Origin of the sequence: Phytohabitans kaempferiae (assembly GCF_042433955.1) — a bacterium.
Lineage (GTDB): Bacteria > Actinomycetota > Actinomycetes > Mycobacteriales > Micromonosporaceae > Phytohabitans > Phytohabitans kaempferiae.
Window position 1 is genome coordinate 1 of record NZ_JBHLUH010000041.1, and the last position, 20450, is coordinate 20450.

Sequence of the window (20450 nt, forward strand, 5' to 3'; positions counted from 1 at the left end):
GCTGGCTGACTTCGGTGTGGTTGGTGATCTGTTCAAGGTCGTCCCCCAGGCGACCGACGAGATCCGCAAGCGTAAATAGCGGGCGTAGATGTCACAGGCCGGGCCGGGGAACCTCCCCGGCCCGGCGCATTAGGCTGATGTGCGATGGCCTACATGGATCACGCCGCGACGACGCCGATGCTCGGCGAGGCGATCGAGGCGTACGTCGCCGCCGCCCGCGACGTCGGAAACGCCTCGTCGCTGCACGCCCCCGGCCGGCGGGCCCGCCGCACCGTCGAGGAGTCGCGCGAGCGGATCGCCGCCGCACTCGGCGCCCGCCCCTCCGAGGTGGTCTTCACGGGCAGCGGCACCGAGAGCGACAACCTCGCCGTCAAGGGCATCCACTGGGCCCGCCGCGACACCGCCCGCGGGCGCAACCGCGTGGTCGCCAGCGCGGTCGAGCACCACGCCGTGCTCGACTCGGTGCGGTGGCTGGAGGAGCACGAGCACGCCGAGGTCACCTGGCTTCCGGTCGATCCACTGGGCCGGGTGCCGGTGGACGCGCTGCAGGCCCTGCTCGATGCCGCCGGTGACGAGATCACCGTGGTCACCGCGATGTGGGCCAACAACGAGGTCGGTACCCTCCAGCCGGTGACCGCGCTGGCCGCACTCGCCGCCGAGGCGGGCGTCCCGTTTCACACCGACGCGGTCCAGGCGGTCGGCCAGGTGCCGGTCGACTTCGCGGGCAGCGGCGCGGCGGCGCTCACCATCAGCGGCCACAAGCTCGGCGGACCCACCGGCGTGGGCGCGCTGCTGCTCGGCCGCGATGTCGCCTGCACGCCGCTGCTGCACGGCGGGGGGCAGGAGCGTGACGTACGCTCCGGCACGCTCGACGTCCCGGCCATCGCCGCGTTCGCCGTCGCGGTCGAGGCCGCGGTGAAGGCACAGCAGGAGACCTCGGCCAGCCTGAGCGCACTCCGCGACGACCTGGTTTCCCGGGTACGGCAGGCGGTCCCCGACGCGATCTACAACGGCGACCCGAGCGACCGGCTGCCGGGCAACGCCCACCTGTCCTTCCCCGGCTGCGAGGGCGACGCGCTGCTTCTCCTGCTCGACGCGCAGGACATCGCCTGCTCGACCGGCTCGGCCTGCTCGGCGGGCGTGGCCCAGCCGTCACACGTCCTGCTGGCGATGGGCGCCGACGACGACCGTGCCCGCTCGTCACTGCGCTTCACCCTCGGCCACACCTCCACCTCCGCCGATGTGGACGCGCTGGTGGCAGCCTTGCCCGGCGCGGTCGAACGGGCCCGGCGAGCCGCCGCCCGCTGACCTCGCTCCGCGCCCTGTCTCGGATATGCGAGCTTGAAAGAGCTCCACAGCACGCCGAAGACCGGGGCCAGGAGCGTGACCGTCACGGCGGCGACCGGGCCGACCCGGGCGAGCAGGCGAAACCACAGTACGCCCCTCAGCGCTCGCCAGGGCGTTCCTCGACTTCGTGGAGAAAGAGGGTCCGGTTACCGTTGTCGGGTGAGAGTCCTGGCCGCGATGTCCGGTGGGGTCGACTCGGCGGTGGCTGCCGCGCGGGCGGCCGAGGCCGGGCACGACGTCACCGGCGTGCACCTTGCGCTGGCGCGCAACCCGCAGACCTACCGTTCCGGCGCCCGTGGATGCTGCACGCTGGAAGACGCCCGAGACGCCCGCCGCGCCGCTGACGTGATCGGCATCCCCTTCTACGTGTGGGACATGGCCGACCGCTTCCACGAAGACGTGGTCGACGATTTCGTGGCCGAGTACGCGGCGGGTCGTACCCCCAATCCCTGCTTGCGCTGCAATGAAAAGATCAAGTTTGCCGCGGTGCTCGACCGGGCCGTGGCTCTGGGTTTTGACGCGGTCGTGACCGGCCACCACGCGCGCCTCGGCGCCGACGGCCTGCTGCGGCGCAGTGTGGATCTCGCGAAGGACCAGTCGTACGTGCTCGCGGTGCTGCGCCGCGACCAGCTCGACCGGTCGATGTTCCCGCTCGGCGACTCGACCAAGGCGCAGGTGCGCGCCGAGGCGGCCGAGCGTGGGTTGGCGGTGGCCGAAAAGCCCGACTCGCACGACATCTGCTTCATCGCCGACGGCGACACTCGCCGTTTCCTCGCCGACCGGTTGGGCGAGGCGCCCGGCGACATCGTCGACGCGCGGACCGGCGCGGTGCTGGGCGCGCACAGCGGGGCGTACGCGTACACGGTGGGGCAGCGCCGCGGCCTCGCCCTCCGCGAGCCGGCGGCGGACGGGCGGCCGCGCTACGTCCTGTCGATCACGCCGGTCACCAACACCGTGACGGTCGGGCCGGCCGAGCTGCTCGACGTCTCCGAAGTGGTCGCTGACCGTCCGGTGTGGACGGGCGGGCCGGAGCCGCACGGGCCGGTCGAGTGCGAGGTGCAGCTCCGTGCCCACGGTGAGAGCACGCCGGCCACCGTCGAGCTGGACGGCGGCCGCCTGCGCGCGTCGCTGCGCCGCCCGGCGCGGGGAGTGGCGGCGGGGCAGGCCCTGGTGGCCTACCGGCCCGACCCGGCGGGCGACGTCGTGCTCGGATCGGCGACGATTGGCAGCCGTGACTGACTTTCCCTGGCCGCGTGGCTCGTCGACGGGGATCGGCTCGCTGCCCGGCACCGACATCGCCGAGGCGCAGCGGATCGTCCTCGGCGAGCTGCCCGACCTCCCGCACCTGCCCGAGCTGCCCGACCGCGGCCCCGGCGCCGACATCATCGGGCGGGGCGCGGCGTTCCTGGTCGACCTGCCCGTCGAGCTGTACGCGGCCCGCTGGCGGGTCGCCGCCCGCCCCGGCCGTGACCGCCGCCGCGCCCTCGACCTGATCGAGCGCGACCTCGACCAGATGACCGAGCAGGCGGGGGAGTTCGACGGGACGTTCAAGGTGCAGGCGGCCGGGCCTCTGACGCTCGCCGCCAACATCGACCTCGCGCTCGGCGGCCGCGTGCTCCGTGACCACGGCGCGGTGCGCGACCTGAGCGAGTCGCTGGCGGAGGGGCTGCGGGCGCACGTGGCCGACGTACGCCGCCGGCTGCCCGCCGCCACCATCCTGCTCCAGCTCGACGAGCCCTCGCTGCCGGACGCGCTGGCCGGGCGGATCGCGACGGACAGCGGGCTGCACACGTACCGGTCGATCGAGGCGTCGACCGCCAGCACGCTGCTTCGCACGGTCGTGGAGGCGGCCGGGGCGCCGGTCGTGGCGCACTGCTGCGCGCCCGGCGTACCGCTCGACGTGATCCGCTCCAGCGGCGCGGCGGCGGTCGCGCTCGACCTGTCGCTGGTCGACAAGCTCGACCCGCTCGGCGAGGCGATCGACGCCGGGCTCGGCCTCTTCGCCGGTGCCGGCAAGAGCACGGGTGCCGCCGTCGCCGACCAGGTGCGCGGCGTGTGGCGACAGCTCGGCTTCCCCGATCAGCGGCTGCCCGACCAGGTCGTGGTCACGCCGGCGTGCGGGCTCGCGGGGTCGACGCTGCCCGAAGCCCGCCGCGCGCTGACGGCGGTCCGCGAGGCCGCCCAGCGCCTGTCCGAGAGCTGACGACCGGTCGCACGCGACCAGCGGGCGGTTTGCGCAAAGAGGTTTATGGCATAAAGTAGTTTGCATGACGCCGACCGACGACGATGCCCCACCCGCCTCGCCCGCGGAGTCGCTCGAGCTCATCCAGCGCGAGCAGGCGGCGGCCAGCCGGAGCGTCGCGCTCAGCCCGCTGGTCTACTTCCTGCCCTGGGGCGTGGCGTGGCTGGTCGGCTTCGGCCTGCTCTTCCTGCGCCACGGGCCGGACGACCGGGTCTTCGTGCACCTCCCCGCCTGGCTTCCGCTCACCGCCCTCTTCACCCTGGGGGCGCTCGCGATGGTCAGCACCGTCGTCGTCTCCGCGGAGAAGGGGCGGCACGTCGAGGGCCGCTCGTCCTGGCAGGGCATGGCCTACGGGTTCGCCTGGTTCTTCGCCTTCGCCGGGGTGGGCAGCACGGTCAGCCGGTTCGACCAGTTCCTGCCCGAGCCCCAGCGAGGCCTGCTCTGGGCGTCGGTCTCGGTGGGGACGGTCGGCGTGATGTACATGGCGGGCGCTGCCATCTGGCTCTCCCGCGACATGTTCGTGCTCGGCGCCTGGCTGACGCTCATCAACATCGTCGGGGTCTACGCCGGGCCGGGATGGCACTCGCTGCTGATCGCGGTGGGCGGCGGGGGCGGGATGATCCTGATCGGCGTCCTGCTGTGGCTCCGGGGTCTGCGGCTGTGAAGGACCTCGATCCGGTGATCCACGCCCAGGCGCGGCTCCGCATCATGGCCGTCCTGTCCAGCGTCGGCGAGGGCGACCGCATCACGTTCACCCGCCTCCAGGAGATCCTGGACATGACCGCCGGCAACCTCTCGGTCCACCTCACCAAGCTCGAGCAGGCCGGCTACGTCGAGGTCGTCAAGTCGTTCCGCGGGCGTACGCCGTCGACCTCCGCCGGGCTCACCCGCCGCGGGCGCCTCGCCTTCGACGACTACACCGCCGCCGTGCGGGCGCTCATCGACCAACCCAAGGAGCTGTGAAATGCCGCTCGCCCGGGCCATCGAGGCCACCCGGCGCTACGGTGCCAACCTCGCGCTCGACGGGGTGACGCTCGACATCCCCGAGGGCGGGGTGGTGGGCATGCTGGGCCCCAACGGTGCCGGCAAGTCCACATTGATCAGTCTGCTGGTGGGGCTGCGGCGCCCGACCAGCGGCCGTGTCGAGCTGTTCGGCGGTGACCCCCGCGACCCCGCGTGCCGCCGCGAGATCGGTGTGACGCCGCAGGAGACCGGGCTGCCGAGCACGCTGCGCGTGCACGAGTGCGTGGCGTTCGTCGCCGCGCACTACGCCGACCCGGTCCCGACCGGCGACCTGCTCGACCGCTTCGGCCTCGCCGATCTGGCCCGGCGGCAGACCGGCGGCCTGTCCGGCGGGGAAAAGCGCCGGCTGGCCGTCGCGCTGGCGTTCGTCGGCCGGCCGCGGCTGGTCTTCCTCGACGAGCCCACCACCGGTCTCGACGTGCGGGCGAGGCGGGCGCTGTGGGACACGATCCGGGACTTCGGGCGGGCGCATACGGTCGTGCTGACCAGCCACTACCTGGAAGAGATCGAGGCGCTCGCCGACCGGGTGGTGGTGCTCGGCCAGGGGCGTGTGCTCGCCGACGACACGGTGGCCTCGATCCGCGGCATGGTCGGCATCCACCGGGTCAGCCTCACCGCCCCCGACCTCCCCGACCTGCCCAACGTCGTCGGCCTCGAGCGGGTGGACGGCCGCACCTCCCTGTTCACCGCCGACGCCGACCAGCTGGTCCGCGACCTCGTGCACGCCGGGGTGCCCTTCCACGGCCTGCAGGTCCAGCCGACCACGCTGGAAGAGGCGTTCCTGACCCTGACCGGACGGTAGCCATGTCCCTCGCCCTGACCCATGCCCGGTTCCGCATCCTGGAGACCATCCGCGTCCCGGTCGCGGTGGTCGGCGGGGCCTTCTTCCCGGCCGCCTCGATGCTGTTCTTCGTCGTGCCGTTCGCCGGTGACGAGCCGGTCGCCGCCACGTACGCGACCGCGTCGATGGTGATGTTCGCGGTCATGACCAGCTCGCTGTTCACCTACGGCGTGGGCGTGGCCGAGGACCGCGCCCAGCCCTGGGACGCGTACACGCGCACACTGCCGGCCGGGCCCGCCGCGGCGTTCGCCGGCAGGATCCTCTCGGGGCTCACGTTCATGGGCATCTCGCTGGTGCCCGTGGTCCTCATCGGATGGTTGTTCACCGCCGCGTCGGCCTCGCCCGGGCAGCTCCTGCTCGCGCTCGGGAGCGTGGTGGTCGGCGCGCTGCCCTTCACGTTCATGGGCCTGGCGATCGGCTACGCGTTGCCCACGAAGGCCGCCCTCGCCGTCGCCCAGATCATCTTCTTTCCCCTCGCCTTCGGTGGCGGACTCCTCTCCGCGCCCAACAACGCGCCCGGCTTCGTCGAGACGATCGCGCCCTACCTTCCGACCCGCGGCGCCGTCGAGCTGGTGTGGGCCGCGGTCGGCGACTTCCGCGTGTCGCCGACATCGATGGTCGCCCTCGCGGCCTGGACCCTGGCGATGGCCGCGCTGGCCGCCTGGGCCCACCGACGCGACGAAGGCGCCCGCTTCGCCTGATCCGGCGAGGAACCCTCGGGACGATCCAAGGCAAGACAAGACATAGGGCTACCGCGATGTCCGCCGTGCTCCGGGCCGCTGCTCCCGCGGCCGCACCGTCCGCGATCCACGGGATCGCCAAGGGCTGTTTCCGTGGCGTCGCCTCTTGGGAACGATCTTCAGGCGGGCACCTTCGGCAGCGCCGCGACCGAGGAGGCCACGTCGGAGTCGGAGAGTTCGTGGTCGACCAGGTCGCCGGCGAGGTACGCACCATAGGCGGCCAGGTCGAGGTGACCGTGCCCGCAGAGCGCCGTGAGGATCACCTTCTCCTCGCCGGTCTCCTTGCAGCGCAGCGCCTCGTCGACGCAGGCGGCCAGCGCGTGTGTCGGCTCGGGGGCGGGGACGATGCCCTCGGTGCGCGCGAAGCGTACGCCCGCCTCGAAGCACTCCCGCTGCGTCTTCGACACCGCCTCGATCAGCCCCAGCTCGTAGACGTGCGAGATGAGCGGGGACATGCCGTGGTAGCGCAGGCCGCCGGCGTGGATCGGGTCGGGGATGAAGTCGTGCCCCAGCGTGTGCATCTTCATCAGCGGGGTCATGCCGGCGGTGTCGCCGAAGTCGTACGCGTACACGCCCTTGGTCAGCGACGGGCAGCTCGCGGGCTCGACCGCGCGGATGGTGACGTCCATGCGGCCGGCGAGCTTCTCGCGCAGGAAGGGGAAGGCGAGGCCGCCGAAGTTGGATCCGCCGCCGGTGCAGCCCACGATCACGTCGGGCGTGAGCCCCACCTTGGCGAACTGGGCGATCGCCTCCTCACCGATCACGGTCTGGTGCAGCAGTACGTGGTTGAGCACGCTGCCCAGCGCGTAGTTGGTGTCCGGGTTCTGCGCGGCCACCTCGACCGCCTCGGAGATCGCGATTCCGAGCGAGCCGGGCGAGCGGGGGTCCTTCTCCAGCACGGCGAGGCCGGCGGCGGTGAGGTCCGAAGGGGACGGATGGATCACGCCGCCGAACGTCTCGATCATGATCTTCCGGTATGGCTTCTGGTCGTACGAGGCGCGCACCTGCCACACCTCGCAGTCCAGCCCGTACTGCGAGCAGGCGAACGCGAGCGCGGTGCCCCACTGCCCCGCCCCGGTCTCGGTGGTGAGCCGGCGGATGCCCGCGGCCGCGTTGTAGTACGCCTGGGGGACGGCGGTGTTGGGCTTGTGCGAGCCGGCCGGCGACACGCCTTCGTACTTGTAGAAGATCTTGGCGGGGGTGCCGAGCGCCTTCTCCAGCCGGTGCGCGCGGAAGAGCGGCGAGGGGCGCCAGAGCCGGTAGACGTCGAGCACCTCGTCGGGGATGTCGATCCACCGGTCGGTGGCCACCTCCTGCAGGATCAGCTCCATCGGGAAGAGCGGCGCGAGGTCGTCTGGACCGATTGGCTGGAGCGTGCCGGGGTGCAGGACCGGCGGCGGGGGGCTCGGCAGATCGGCGAGCACGTTGTACCAACGACGAGGCATCTCAGACTCGTCGAGCAAGATTTTGGTCGGCTCACTCATGGTCAGTCAACTTAGTCGTACCCAGCGGTTACGGTGCAGTGGTGTCTGAGGAAGTCATCCCACAGCAGGTCACTGCGGAGCAGGTGGAGGCGGCTGGCAAAGAGCCGCCGGCCGATGTCCGCGAGCGTCACGCCGCGCTCGCCGCCGAGGTTTCCGATCATCAGTATCGGTACTACGTGCTCGACGCGCCGACCGTCTCAGACGCCGAGTTCGACCGGATGCTGCGGGAGCTGGAGGCATTCGAGGAGGAGTTCCCCGCGCTTCGCACCCCCGACTCGCCCACTCAGCGCGTGGGCGGCACCTTCTCCACGCTCTTCACGCCGGTGGAGCACGCCGAGCGGATGATGTCGCTCGACAACGCGTTCGACGACGAGGAGCTGGCCGCCTGGGCCGAGCGGGTCGAGCGCGATGCCGGCGGCCCGGTGCCCTACCTGTGCGAGCTGAAGGTCGACGGGCTGGCGGTCAACCTGACATACGAGAAGGGGCGGCTCGTGCGGGCCGCCACGCGCGGCGACGGGCGCACCGGCGAAGACGTGACCAACAACGTGCGCACCATCCGCGACGTGCCCGAGCGGCTCGCCGGCGACGAGGTGCCCGACTTCGTCGAGGTGCGCGGCGAGGTCTACTTCCCGGTCTCCGCCTTCGGCGACCTCAACGCGGGCCTGGTCGAGCAGGGCAAGGCGCCGTTCGCCAACCCGCGCAACGCGGCGGCCGGCAGCCTACGGCAGAAGGACCCCCGGATCACCGCCTCGCGCGGCCTCCGCATGGTGGTGCACGGCATCGGCGCCCGCCACGGCTTCCAGCCGCCGGCACAGAGCGCCGCCTACGAGGTGCTGAAGGGCTGGGGCCTCCCGGTCAGCGAGCGGTGGCAGGTCAAGCCAGACCTGCCCGGGGTGCGGGAGTACATCGGGTACTACCGGGAGCACCGCCACGACGTCGAGCACGAGATCGACGGTGTGGTGGTCAAGGTCGACCCCGTGAGCATCCAGGGGCGGCTCGGCTCGACCAGCCGGGCGCCACGGTGGGCGATCGCGTTCAAATACCCGCCCGAGGAGGTCAACACCAAGCTCCTCGACATCCGCGTCAACGTGGGGCGCACCGGGCGGGTCACGCCGTTCGCGGTGCTCGAGCCGGTGCGGGTCGCCGGCTCGACGGTGGCGCTCGCGACGCTGCACAATGCCCGCGAGGTCGAGCGCAAGGGCGTGCTGATCGGCGACACGGTGGTGATTCGCAAGGCCGGCGACGTGATCCCCGAGGTGCTCGGCCCGGTGATGGAGCTGCGGCCAGACGGCGCCCGCCGGTTCGAGATGCCCGAGCGGTGCCCCGAGTGCGACTCACCGCTCGCGCCCGCCAAAGAAGGCGACATCGACATCCGCTGCCCCAACAACCGCTCCTGTCCCGCGCAGCTCCGCGAGCGTGTGTTCCACCTGGCCGGGCGGGGCGCGTTCGACATCGAGGTGCTCGGCTACAAGGCGGCGGTGGCGCTGTTGGAGTCGGGCGTCATCCAGGACGAGGGCGACCTGTTCGAGTTGACCGCCGACGACCTCATGCGCTCCGACTTCTTCGTCAACAAGGACGGCTCGCTCGGCAGCAATGCGACCAAGCTGCTGGAAAACCTCGCGGAGGCGAAGGAGCGGCCGCTCTGGCGCGTGCTGGTCGCGCTCTCCATCCGCCACGTGGGGCCCACCGCCGCGCAGGCGCTGGCCCGCCACTTCCGTTCGATGGACGCGATCGAGAAGGCGTCGCTGGAGGAGCTCGCCGGGGTCGAGGGCGTGGGGCCGACGATCGCGGAGAGCCTGCGGGAGTGGTTCACCGTCGACTGGCACCGCGAGGTCGTCGACAAGTGGCGGCGGGCCGGCGTGCGCATGGCCGAGGAGGTGGTCGACGAGGGTCCGCGCCCGCTGGAGGGGGTCACGGTCGTGGTGACCGGCACGCTCTCGACGTACTCCCGCGACCGCGCCACCGAGGAGATCACCGCGCGCGGCGGCAAGGTGAGCGGTTCGGTCTCGAAGAAGACCGGCTTCGTGGTGGTCGGCGACAATCCAGGATCGAAGTACGACAAGGCGGTCTCGCTGAAGGTGCCGGTGCTCGACGAGGCCGGTTTCGATGTTTTGCTCGAGCGTGGGGCGGAAGCCGCTCGAGAGGTGGCACAGAGCGTGGATGAATAACGGGCGCGTCTACTCGCGTATCTCAAGTTAGTTACGACTGTTGGCGAATACTCCCTGCCTGGCGCGTTCGCGCACCTATGGTGGTGGACGGTTCGCGGACAGGTGTGACGGCGGGAGGATCGCATGGAGGCCGCAGCGTCGCGGAACTCCGTTCCTGCCGAACGGGCTCGTCCATTCTTCGCATTCGTATTGGCGGTCATCACAGTGGCCGCCCTTCTCGGCGCGGTACCGCTGGCCCGCCTGCCGGGTCAGGTGGCCGACCTGCCGGCCGCGTTTTGGGTGATGGCCGGGCTGGCGGTGCTGGTGGACGCGCGCCCGTTCACCCCGCCCGGGCGACGGCAGAGTTCGGCGGTGTTCCCGTCCACCTGCTTCACTTTTGCGATCATGCTGGGCTGGGGACTGGCGCCCGCGATCGCCGTGCAGGCCGCGGCGGTCGTGGTTTCCTCGTGGCGCATGCGACACGTGTGGTGGCGCGCCGCGTTCAACGCCTCCCAGTACGCGATCGCCCTCTCCGCCGCGTACGGGGTGAGCCGCCTCGCCGACCTCGAAAAGATCGGCTGGGGCGACGTGGCGGTGGTGGCGGCGGCCGCGGCGGCCTGGTTCGTGGTCAAGTACGGCTCGGTCACCATCGCGGTACGCCTGCTCTTCGGCGGTCGGTGGTGGGCGATGTTCCGCCAAGGGCTCCCGTTCGAGCTGCTTTCGATGGGCGCGCTGCTGCTGCTCAGCCCGGTGCTGCTGGCCGCCGCGCAGGCGAGTGCCGCGCTCATCCCGCTGGTGGTGGTGCCGCTCTACGCGGTGTACCGGATGGCCCGCCTCTCGACCGAGCAGGAGGAACGCTCCCGCGTCGACCCGCTCACCGGACTGGCCAACCGCAAAGCGCTGCTCGGCGAGGTGGCCGACCAGGTGCCCGCGCACGCCGAGCGGCTCGCCAACGGCGGCACTGACGGGCACCTGGCGCTGCTGGTGCTCGACCTCGACCGGTTCAAGCACGTCAACGACGCGCTGGGGCACGCGGTCGGCGACCGGCTGCTGGTGGAGGTGGGCGGCCGCCTCACCGGCGTCGTACGCCCCGGCGACATCGTCGCCCGCCTCGGCGGTGACGAGTTCGCGATCCTCGCACCGGGGCTGGCCGGCGTCGAGGATGCCCGCGATTTGGCCGCCCGGGTCGTGGAGGCGCTGGCCGAGCCGGTCGCGCTGGACGGGCTGCCGCTCGACGTCTCCGGCTCGGTGGGCATCGCGGTGTACCCGGCCCACGGCGAAGACTTCGCGACCCTGCTGCGCCACGCCGACGTGGCCATGTACGACGCCAAGCACCGGGGCGACACGGTCGCCGTCTACGCGCCCGAGTCCGACCACAACTCGCCGGAGCGGCTGAGCCTGCTCGCCGACCTCCGGCGGACGCTCGACCACACGGGCAGCCGCGAGATCACGATGTACTACCAGCCGCAGATCGCGATCGACACCGGCGAGGTGGTGGGCGTCGAGGCGCTGCTGCGGTGGCGGCATCCGCGGCACGGCATGGTCGACCCCGAGGAGCTGATCCGGGTCGCCGAGCAGAGCGCGGTGATGCGGCTGCTCACGCGCCGGGTCGTCGACGACGTGATCGAGCAGGTCGCCAAGTGGAGCGCCGCCGGCCTCGACCTGCGCGCCGCGGTCAACGTGAGCGTCCGTGACCTGCACGATGGCGAGATCGTCGACCAGATCGCCGACCTCCTCGTCCGGTACAGCCTCCCCGCCGAACGCGTCCAACTGGAGATCACCGAGAGCGCGCTGATGGCCGACCCCCGTCGCGTGCTGGCCACCATCGCCCGGCTCGACAAGATCGGCGTGGCCATCGCACTCGACGACTTCGGCACCGGCTACTCGTCGATGCAGCACCTGCGCCGCCTGCCGCTCGCAGAGGTCAAGGTGGACCGCTCCTTCGTACTCGGCATGGCCACCGACGCCGACGACGCCGCCATCGTCCGCTCGGTGATCGAGCTGGCCGGCGCGCTGGGGCTGCGGGTGGTCGCCGAGGGCGTCGAGGACGAGCGCACGTGGCGCCTCCTCCACGCCGCCGGCTGCCACGTGGCGCAGGGTTGGTTCTACGCCCGCCCGATGCCGGCGGAGGAGCTGGTGGCGTGGCTGTCCCGCTACCGCGCCCTCAAACCCAACGGCCCCACAGAGGAGCCCGCGTAGGGCTCCGGGTCAGATGCGGCGGGCGGTGCGGAAGCGGACGGCGTAGTGACCGGAGCCGTCCAGCAGGGAGTCGCCGCCGGTGTCACCGAGCGTGGGGCCGTTGGCCTTGGTGCGGCTGGAGATGAAGCGGTGCCGGCCCTCGCTGTCGACGCCGAGGTACATGCCCATGTGCTCGATGTGGTCGTTGAGGACCGGGCCGCCGTTGAAGAAGACCAGGTCGCCGGCGTTCAGCAGCTCGTACTCGCGGGCCTGCGTGCCGCGGTTGGGCATCAGTTGGAGGCCGGGGCCGAAGCCGGCCATCGCGTACGCGCGGCGTGGCAGGCCGGCGCCGCGCGTGTTGGTGCCGCGGAGGGGATAGCCCATGCGGTAGCCGTACACCATGCGGAGGAAGCCGGAACAGTCGAGGCTGCGGATGTGGTCGGGGTCGGGGCGTTCCTTCTTGCCGTCCGGAAACTCCCACTCGATACCGAGGTAGTCGTAGAAGTCGGAGCGCTCGGCGCGGCCGTCGGGGTCGGTGTCGGAGAGCGGGCCGAACGCGGCGTCGCGCTCGCCGCCCTCGACGTACTCCATCGCGATCGCCAGCGCGTCGGGGCTGCGGTCGGCGAGGGCCTTCTCCAGCCAGGGGCGTACCCAGGTCTCGCTCTCGGACGACTTCTGCCAGACGCGCGGAGCGATGCGTATCCAGGCGTCGGTGGTGACCGTCGCGGTGGTGTGCGCCTCCTCGGCGAACGTACGGCTGGGGCCGGTGACGCGCACCGTGCGCGCCTTGTCGGTGAAGACCGCGAGCGTGCCGCCGGCCGCGTCGACCACCAGCGTGCGGGGCGGGTCGCTCACGCGCTTGAACTGGAGTTCCTCGACGGGCGGGGGGACCGCCTCCGGCTTCGCCTCGGGGCCGGTGGCCGCCGCGGGGGTGGAGGGGGACGCGCTTCGCGCCTGGTACACGACCAAAGTGCCGACTCCGAGCACGAGCAGGGCCGCGGCGCCCGCGCCGAGCCAGCGCCGCCGGTCGGTGCGGCGCCGGTCGGCCCGCCAGTCGCCATCGTGCTGGTACATCGACACTCCCTCCTACGTCACCGGCACCAGGCCGGTGAGGATGCCGCTGATCACCACGCCGTACGTCGCCGCGGAGACGACGGTGGTCGCGAGGATGGTGGCGCCCTTGGGCTGGCGGATCAGCTGGTACGCGATGAGGCCCGGCGCGACGAAGCCGAGCGTCTGGTGGGCGAAGAGCAGCGGTACGTCGCGCTGGATGATCAGGAACGCGGTGACCTGGAGCAGCACGCTGAGCAGTACGACGGCGGCGAAGAGGCGCTTGCCGTAGAGGATGACGATCTTCTGGAGCACCTTCATGAGCCCGAAGGTCACCACCGTCATCACCACCATCACGCCGGCTTGGAGGTGGTCTTCGACCATGGCGAGCGCCATCCAGCCGGGCGTGATCATGCCGCCGGGGGAGAGGTTGGTGGTGAGGTAGCAGACCAGCGCGAAGATCAGCCCCACGCCGAGACACATCGTCGCCAACTGCGGGCTCAGCTCCCCGCCCGGGATGACCGTCAACGCGCACCCCGCAGCCGGGCCAGCTCGTCGAGCAGCACCTCGCCCTGCCCGTGGATGTTGCCGACCGCCACCACCGAGGCCGTGCCGCGTACCTGGCCCATCAGCGCGTCGAGCATGGCGCCGGGGCGCTGCCGCCCGCCGAGGTCGAGTACCCGGCCCTGCCACCGTTCCGGAATCCTGGCCAGCGCGCTGCGGGTCGGCTCGCCGATCAGCAGTACGCGGTCCGGGTCGAGCCGCGGCACCAGTGCTCCCATCTGCCCGTTGCGCTCGACCCGGTCGGGCCGGCAGTTGATCACCAGGTGCACCGGCCGCCGGATCAGCCCCTGCTGGGCGAGCTGGCGCACGTTGAGCAATGTGGACTCGGGGTCGTTGGCGGCGAAGACGTTGGCGAAGCGCAGCCGCCGCCCGTTCGCCTCGTACGTCTCCACGGTCAGCACGCCGGGGTCGGGCGGCGCGTCGTACATGCCCTTCAGCGCGTCCCACCGGTCGATGCCCATGAGCTGGGCGACGGCGAGCGCGATCGCCACGTTCTCCTTGAACGTGATCCAGCCGAAGCCGCGCATCTCCTCGTCGGTCACGGTCTCGGGGTCGATCGCGACGAGGCGGCACCCGCGCCTGGCCGCCTCCTCCTGGAGGATGTGCAGCCGCTCCCGCTCGGCCGTCACGCACACGCCGCCGACCGGCATCGAGCGGCTCAGCGAGCGGGCCACGTCGTCGAGCGTGGGGCCCATCTCGGCCAGGTGATCCTCGCGTACGTTGCACAGCACGCCGATCGTCGACTTGATCAGCTTCTCCTGGTTGATCTCCTGGAGCGCCGGCATCACCGCCATGCACTCCATCACCAGCGCGTCGGGGTGGAACATCGCGGCGCGGCGGACGATGCCGATCTGCTCCACCACGTTGGCGATGCCGAACTTGCGGTAGATCGGCTCCTCGCTGCCGTCCGTGAAGATGAAGCGGGCGGCCGTACCGGTGGTCTTGGCGACCACGGCGAGCCCGCCGCCGCGGAGCGCGCCCGCGCAGAGGCGGGTGATCGAGCTCTTGCCTCGGATGCCGTTGACCAGGATGCGCGTGGGGATGCGCCGCAGGTTGGCCTCGTGCCCCCGCTGCTCGACGATGCCCGCGACGAGCAGCACGAGGCAGCTGGTCGCGAAGACGCCGTACAGGAAGAGCACGTCAGCGCCTCCCCGCGCGGCGCGCGCCGGTCTTGCGGCGGTTGGGCGGGCGGCGCACGACGACCGTGGGCGCCGCGCCGGTGCCACGCAGCCGCTCGGCGCCGCCGAGGCGGGTCGGCCCGTGCACGCGTACCTGGCGGCAGATCTCCAGGCAGCTCGCCACCGCGCCGATCTCGTCCGGCCGGTGCGGGGAGATCACCGTCTCGGTGTCGCCGTCGGCCATGCGGTCCGCGGCGGCGGCGAGGCGGCGCAGCGGTACGAGCAGCACGAAGTAGTGCCAGCCGAGCGCGATCACGGCGAGTACGGCCGCGGCGCCGCCGAGCACCAGGCTCGCCCGGCGCAGGCTGTTGACCGGCAGTGCGAGATCACCGACTGCCTGCTCGGCCACCACCGACCAGCGCAGCCCAGCGGCGGAGCTGGGCTCGGCCAGCGGGGTACCGGCGACGAGCGCGGCCCCGGCGACCCTGGCCCCGGCGCGTCCCTGGAGTGCGGCCGTGGCGGTCGCCCGCGCCTCTCCGCCGGCCAGCGGCTGGAACGCCCGGAAGCCCTCGGTGTCGAGGATCGTGCGCAGCTCGGCGTCGACCACGCGGACCCGCCCGTCGGCCCGGCGCAGCAGGTCGGCGAGCTGCGGCACGTCGAACTCGACCACCACGCTGTGCCCGTCCGGCCGGTGCGCGTACGCGTAGATGACCGGCAGGCGCCCGCCGGTGTTGGCCAGCCGTACGCCGCTCTCGCGGGGCAGCGCCTCCTCCTGCCGCAGCGGCTCGCGCCCGGCGGTGGTGACGACGCGCCCCTCGGGGTCGGTCACGTACGCGCCCCGGTAGCGGCTGTCGCTCCCCACCAGCCCCTCAAGCGCCGGGCCGAGCCGCTGCGGTGCGGTCTGGGCGTTCTGCGCGGCGGCGATGGTCACCTGCCGCAGCCCGCCGTCGAGCGACTCGCCGAGCGCCACCGTCGCGGCCCGCACCTGGTTTTCGCTGTCCAGGACCACCTGCGCGGGTACGGGCACCGGCCCGCCGGCGAACGCGTACCCCACCGCGCCGGACCAGCCGAACACGATCGCGGGGATGCCGAGCAGCAACACCACCGCCGGTACCCCACGGGGGCGGGCGCGGTCATCGAGGGCGGCGGCGATGCGGCGTACCTCGGCGGATCCTTTGATCTTGCCTGGCGGTGCGCGGTCGCCGCAGGCGTCCGCCTTGGCGCGGGCCAGGAGCCGCCGCACGGGGCGGACCACGGCGGCGCGGGCGACCCAGAACGCGAGCAGCGCGGCCACGACCAGCCCGCCGGCGGGCACCAGCCCTTTCCACGGCGAGCCCACGTCGATCACGGGCGCGGAGACGGTCGAGGCCACCGCGAGGCCGAGCGAACCGACCGGCGCGGCGACCACCAGCAGCGCGCTCCCGGCCGGCCCGCCGCTCGACCGCACCGCCCGTCCGTCCACCGTCTCGGCGAGCGTGCGCCGGATGACCTCGCCGGCCGGTCCGCCCGTGGGCGGCGCGCCCTGTACGACCGCGCTCTCCCCGCTCGGCAGCCCCACCAGCACCGACTGCTGGGCGTCGGGGGCGAGGCGCAGCGGCCGTACGCGCAGCGAGGTCATGCCGGCGAGCAGCCGCCCGTCCGGCAGCGGCGCGACGATCAACGCGCGCGGCTCGGCGCCCTGGAGCAGGGGCGTGACGGTGGTGCTGGGTACGTCGGCCGGCACGTTCGCGACCGGGACCGGCTCGCCGCGCGCGGCCACCGGCTGGCGGGTACCCCCGTCGAGCACGACCGCGCCGGCCCACGCGGTGCCGCCGCCCGCGGCCGTGGCGAGCAGTGCCGCCGGGTCGCCGCCCGGCTGAACCCGCTCGGCGGCCGTCTCCATCTCCTCCACACCGGTGGTCACGGTCGCGTTGAGGGCGCGGGCCAGGCTGGTGACCAGCCGGTTCTGCGAGTCGACCACCGCCTGCGGGATCACCCGTCCGTGGAACATGCCCAGATAGACGGCGCTCACCACCGCGAGCACGAGCAGCGCGCCGAGCAGAGCCACGGAGGGTGCGCGCACGCCGCTCGGAAACCTCGGTGCGGGTAGTTGCTTGTCCAGCGCGATCCGCCGCCATGCGACGAGAGGATCGGCGGCAGGCAGGATCACCTCACGCCGTATGGGCATACCGGGTTATACGGAGTGAGACCGCGAGGAGTTCGGTCGACAGCGCACCGTTTTGCTCGGCGCCGCCGGTGTCGGGGGAGTCGGGCGCGGGACGGCGGAGGGTGGCTAACTAAACTCACTGGGGTCATAAACTCGCTCGGGTCACCGGGCGAGTGCCACGCTCGGTCCACAAGCCGGTCGTCTCGAAGGGGGCACTCATGGCCGCCATCTCCCGCGAGGAGGTCGCGCACCTCGCGCGCCTGTCGCGGCTCGCCGTCTCGGAAGAGGAGCTCGACCTCTTCGCCGGCCAGCTCGACGTGATCCTCCAGGCGGTCGCCCGCGTGGGCGAGGTCGTGGCCGAGGACATCCCGCCGACGTCACACTCCGTGCCGCTCACCAACGTGCTGCGAGACGACGTCGAGATGCCCTGCCTCACGCCCGAGGCGGCGCTCGCCGGCGCGCCCGACGTGGAAGAGGGCCGGTTCCGCGTACCCCGGATCTTGGAAGAGGAGGCGTGACCGTGAGCGAGCGAAGCATCAGATTTAGTGCGTTTGGAGCCTTGCGGCCGCCCGCAGCGAAGCGAGGACGGCCGTGAGTGACCTGACGAGGATGAGCGCGGCGCGGCTCGCGGCCGCGATCGCGAGCGGCGAGGCTTCCGCCACGGAGGTCACCGAGGCGCACCTCGCGCGGATCGCCGAGGTCGACGACCGGGTGCACGCGTTCCTGCACGTCGACGCCGAGGGCGCGCGAGCCGCCGCACTGGAGATCGACGAGCGCCGCTCGGCCGGTGAGTCGCTCGGCCCGCTGGCCGGCGTGCCGGTGGGCGTGAAGGACATCGTGGCCACGCGGGGCGTCCCCACCACCGCCGGCTCCAAGATCCTTGAGGGCTGGCGCCCGCCCTACGACGCCACGATCGTCGAGCGCATGCGCGCGGCCGGGCTCGTGATCCTCGGCAAGACCAACCTGGACGAGTTCGCGATGGGCTCGTCGACGGAGTACTCGGCGTACGGCCCCACCTACAACCCGTGGGACCTCACCCGCATCCCGGGCGGATCCGGTGGCGGCAGCGCCGCCGCGCTGGCCGCCTACGAGGCGCCACTCACCGTGGGCACCGACACCGGCGGCTCGATCCGCCAGCCGGGAGCCGTCACGGGTACGGTCGGGGCGAAGCCCACCTACGGCGGCACCTCCCGCTACGGGCTGGTCGCCTTCTCCTCCTCTTTGGACACTCCGGGGCCGTGTGCGCGTACGGTCGAGGACGCCGCCCTGCTCCACGCGGTGCTGGCCGGCCACGACCCGCGCGACTCCACCTCGATCCCGCAGCCGGTGCCCGACGTGGTCGGTGCCGCCCGGCAGGGCGCGACCGGCGACCTGACCGGAGTGCGGCTGGGGCTGGTGCGCGAGTTCGGCGCCGAGGGGGCGGAGCCGGGCGTGGCGGCCGCCTTCCGCGACGGGCTCGACGCGCTCACCAAGCTCGGTGCCGAGGTCGTCGAGATCTCGTGCCCCCACTTCCAGTACGCGCTGCCCGCCTACTACCTGATCGCGCCGAGCGAGTGCTCCTCCAACCTGGCGCGCTTCGACGGCGTCCGCTACGGCCTGCGGGTCGGCGACGACGGCGCCAAGGCGCTCGAGGAGGTCATGTCGCTCACCCGCGAGGCCGGCTTCGGTCCGGAGGTGAAGCGGCGGGTCATCATCGGCACGTACGCGCTCTCCAGCGGCTACTACGACGCCTACTATGGGCAGGCGCAGAAGGTGCGCACGCTGATCACGCGGGACTTCACGGCCGCCTTCGAGCAGGTCGACGTGCTGGTCTCGCCGACCACGCCGTTTGTCGCCTTCCCGCTCGGCTCGCGCACCGCCGACCCCTACCAGATGTACCTGGCCGACCTCTTCACGATCCCGGTCAACCTGTACGGCGGCCCGGCCATCTCCGTCCCCTGTGGACTGTCGGAGGGGCTGCCGGTGGGCTTCCAGGTGATGGCCCCGACGCTCGCCGACGACCGGATGTACCGGGTCGCGGCGGCGCTGGAGTCCGCGGTCGGCACGCTGACTCCCAGGGAGCTGTCATGACCGTCACCCTTCCGACCTACGAAGACGTCGTCGCCCGCTACGAGCCGGTGATCGGCCTGGAGACGCACGTCGAGCTGGGCACGAAGACGAAGATGTTCTGCGGCTGCCCGATCGACTTCGGCGGCCAGCCCAACACGCGGATCTGCCCGGTGTGCCTGGGGCTGCCCGGCTCGCTGCCGGTGGCCAACCGGGCGGCGATCGAGGCCACCATCCGCATCGGCCTCGCGCTCAACTGCACGATCGCCACCTGGTCGCGCTTCGCCCGGAAAAACTACTTCTATCCGGACATGCCGAAGAACTACCAGATCAGCCAGTACGACGAGCCGCTGTGCGTTGACGGCTGGCTCGACGTCGAGGTCGAGGGCGAGATCGTGCGGATCGGCATCGAGCGCGTCCACCTTGAGGAAGACACCGGCAAGACGCAGCACGTGGGCGGCGCGACCGGGCGCATCCACGGCGCGACCGAGTCGCTGGTCGACTACAACCGCGCCGGCATCCCGCTGGTCGAGATCGTCACCAAGCCGGTCCCCGGCACGGGCGCGCTGGCCCCGATCGTGGCGCGGGCGTACGTCACCGAGCTGCGTGACGTGATCCGCTCGCTCGGCGTCTCCGACGTGCGGATGGAGCAGGGTTCGCTGCGCTGCGACGTCAACACCTCGCTGATGGCCGTCGGCTCGACCGAGTGGGGCACGCGCACCGAGACGAAGAACGTCAACTCGCTCCGCTCGGTCGAGCGGGCCGTACGCGCCGAGATGCTCCGCCAGGCCGCGGTCCTCGACGGTGGTGGCCGGATCACGCAGGAGACCCGCCACTTCCACGAGGACACCGGCGACACCACGTCCGGGCGCTCCAAGGAGACGGCGACCGACTACCGGTACTTCCCCGAGCCCGACCTGGTGCCGCTCGCTCCAGACCCCGCCTGGGTCGCCACTCTGAAGGATTCGCTGCCGGAGCTGCCGCGCGTGCACCGCAAGCGGCTCCAGACCGAGTGGGGCCTTTCCGACCTCGACATGCAGTCGGTGGTCAACGCCGGCGCGGTCGAGCTGATCGAGCAGACGGTGGCGGCCGGCGCGTCGCCCGACGGCGCCCGCAAGTGGTGGCTGGGCGAGCTGGCCCGGCGCGCCAACGAGGCCGGCATCGAGTTGATCGAGGTGGGCGCCACGCCCGCGCAGGTCGCCGAGCTCCAGCGCCTGGTCGACGAGGGCAAGCTCAACGACAAGCTGGCCCGTACCGTGCTGGAGGGCGTGATCGCGGGCGAGGGTTCGCCGACCGAGATCATGACCGCTCGCGGCCTCGAGGTCGTGTCGGACACCGGCGCGCTGACGGCCGCCGTCGACGAGGCGATCGCCGCCAACCCCGACGTGGCCGCCAAGATCCGCGAAGGCAAGGTGGCGGCGGCGGGCGTGCTGGTCGGCGCGGTCATGAAGGCCACGCGTGGCCAGGCCGACGCCAAGACCGTCCGCGAGCTGATCATCTCCCGCCTGTCCTGACGCGCGCTGT

General features: G+C 72.2%; 17 protein-coding genes. 12 read left to right on the forward strand and 5 right to left on the reverse strand.

The genetic code is table 11. The features are described 5' to 3' along the window. Positions 1-144 precede the first annotated feature (144 nt). The 7 genes from ACFFIA_RS20625 (at position 145) to ACFFIA_RS20655 (ending at position 6154) form a co-directional block, all read left to right on the forward strand. A complete protein-coding gene (locus ACFFIA_RS20625; protein ID WP_377253171.1) occupies positions 145-1308 on the forward strand; it encodes a cysteine desulfurase family protein in 1164 nt (387 codons plus the stop codon). Positions 1309-1506: 198 nt separating this feature from the next. Then, positions 1507-2586 carry a tRNA 2-thiouridine(34) synthase MnmA gene (gene mnmA / locus ACFFIA_RS20630; protein ID WP_377253172.1) on the forward strand — a complete coding sequence of 360 codons (1080 nt, stop codon included), beginning with the start codon at positions 1507-1509 and terminating at the stop codon, positions 2584-2586. Next, positions 2579-3550, forward strand: a complete 972-nt coding sequence (locus tag ACFFIA_RS20635) for a uroporphyrinogen decarboxylase/cobalamine-independent methonine synthase family protein (RefSeq protein ID WP_377253173.1) — start codon at positions 2579-2581, stop codon at positions 3548-3550. The genes mnmA and ACFFIA_RS20635 overlap by 8 nt, the downstream gene beginning before the upstream one ends. A gap of 64 nt (positions 3551-3614) precedes the next feature. Then, entirely contained in the window at positions 3615-4253 is a 639-nt protein-coding gene (locus ACFFIA_RS20640; protein ID WP_377253174.1) for a transporter, read from the forward strand. Beyond that, on the forward strand, positions 4250-4552 hold the full coding sequence (locus ACFFIA_RS20645) for a winged helix-turn-helix domain-containing protein (protein WP_377253175.1): 303 nt from the start codon (positions 4250-4252) through the stop codon (positions 4550-4552). The genes ACFFIA_RS20640 and ACFFIA_RS20645 overlap by 4 nt, the downstream gene beginning before the upstream one ends. A 1-nt stretch (position 4553) precedes the next feature. Beyond that, on the forward strand, positions 4554-5414 hold the full coding sequence (locus ACFFIA_RS20650) for an ABC transporter ATP-binding protein (RefSeq protein ID WP_377253176.1): 861 nt from the start codon (positions 4554-4556) through the stop codon (positions 5412-5414). A gap of 2 nt (positions 5415-5416) precedes the next feature. Further along, positions 5417-6154 carry an ABC transporter permease gene (locus ACFFIA_RS20655; protein ID WP_377253177.1) on the forward strand — a complete coding sequence of 246 codons (738 nt, stop codon included), beginning with the start codon at positions 5417-5419 and terminating at the stop codon, positions 6152-6154. Between the two features lie 158 nt (positions 6155-6312). Here ACFFIA_RS20655 and ACFFIA_RS20660 read toward each other — a convergent pair whose 3' ends face one another. Then, positions 6313-7677, reverse strand: a complete 1365-nt coding sequence (locus ACFFIA_RS20660) for a TrpB-like pyridoxal phosphate-dependent enzyme (RefSeq protein WP_377253178.1) — start codon at positions 7675-7677, stop codon at positions 6313-6315. A gap of 41 nt (positions 7678-7718) precedes the next feature. Between ACFFIA_RS20660 and ligA the strand changes: the two genes are divergently transcribed. Both ligA and ACFFIA_RS20670 read left to right on the forward strand, forming a co-directional pair. Beyond that, the gene (gene ligA, locus ACFFIA_RS20665; RefSeq protein WP_377253180.1) at positions 7719-9845 is read left to right on the forward strand and encodes an NAD-dependent DNA ligase LigA; all 2127 of its coding nucleotides are present in this window, start codon (positions 7719-7721) and stop codon (positions 9843-9845) included. 123 nt (positions 9846-9968) lie between these two features. Continuing rightward, positions 9969-12023 (forward strand): putative bifunctional diguanylate cyclase/phosphodiesterase, encoded by a 2055-nt coding sequence (locus ACFFIA_RS20670; protein WP_377253181.1) that lies wholly within the window; start codon positions 9969-9971, stop codon positions 12021-12023. A 9-nt stretch (positions 12024-12032) separates the two neighbouring features. Here ACFFIA_RS20670 and ACFFIA_RS20675 read toward each other — a convergent pair whose 3' ends face one another. Genes ACFFIA_RS20675 through ACFFIA_RS20690 form a run of 4 tightly spaced genes read right to left on the reverse strand, consistent with a single transcriptional unit; the run spans position 12033 to position 16796 of the window. Then, a complete protein-coding gene (locus ACFFIA_RS20675) occupies positions 12033-13076 on the reverse strand; it encodes an NlpC/P60 family protein (protein ID WP_377253182.1) in 1044 nt (347 codons plus the stop codon). 12 nt (positions 13077-13088) lie between these two features. After that, a complete protein-coding gene (locus tag ACFFIA_RS20680) occupies positions 13089-13580 on the reverse strand; it encodes a poly-gamma-glutamate biosynthesis protein PgsC/CapC (RefSeq protein ID WP_377253183.1) in 492 nt (163 codons plus the stop codon). Continuing rightward, on the reverse strand, positions 13577-14755 hold the full coding sequence (gene pgsB / locus ACFFIA_RS20685) for a poly-gamma-glutamate synthase PgsB (protein ID WP_377253184.1): 1179 nt from the start codon (positions 14753-14755) through the stop codon (positions 13577-13579). The genes ACFFIA_RS20680 and pgsB overlap by 4 nt, the downstream gene beginning before the upstream one ends. A gap of 1 nt (position 14756) precedes the next feature. Then, the gene (locus ACFFIA_RS20690; RefSeq protein ID WP_377253186.1) at positions 14757-16796 is read right to left on the reverse strand and encodes a HAMP domain-containing protein; all 2040 of its coding nucleotides are present in this window, start codon (positions 16794-16796) and stop codon (positions 14757-14759) included. Positions 16797-17098: 302 nt separating this feature from the next. On the opposite strand from ACFFIA_RS20690, the gene gatC reads away from it, so the two are divergent. From gatC to gatB, 3 genes are all read left to right on the forward strand, one after another. Next, complete coding sequence (gene gatC, locus ACFFIA_RS20695; RefSeq protein ID WP_377253187.1) at positions 17099-17398, forward strand: Asp-tRNA(Asn)/Glu-tRNA(Gln) amidotransferase subunit GatC; 300 nt, start codon at positions 17099-17101, stop codon at positions 17396-17398. Between the two features lie 73 nt (positions 17399-17471). Next, positions 17472-18950: an Asp-tRNA(Asn)/Glu-tRNA(Gln) amidotransferase subunit GatA gene (gene gatA / locus ACFFIA_RS20700; RefSeq protein ID WP_377253188.1), complete on the forward strand. Its 1479-nt coding sequence runs from the start codon at positions 17472-17474 to the stop codon at positions 18948-18950. Next, entirely contained in the window at positions 18947-20440 is a 1494-nt protein-coding gene (gene gatB / locus ACFFIA_RS20705; RefSeq protein ID WP_377253189.1) for an Asp-tRNA(Asn)/Glu-tRNA(Gln) amidotransferase subunit GatB, read from the forward strand. Before gatA ends, gatB begins: the two co-directional genes overlap by 4 nt. Positions 20441-20450: the final 10 nt, after the last annotated feature.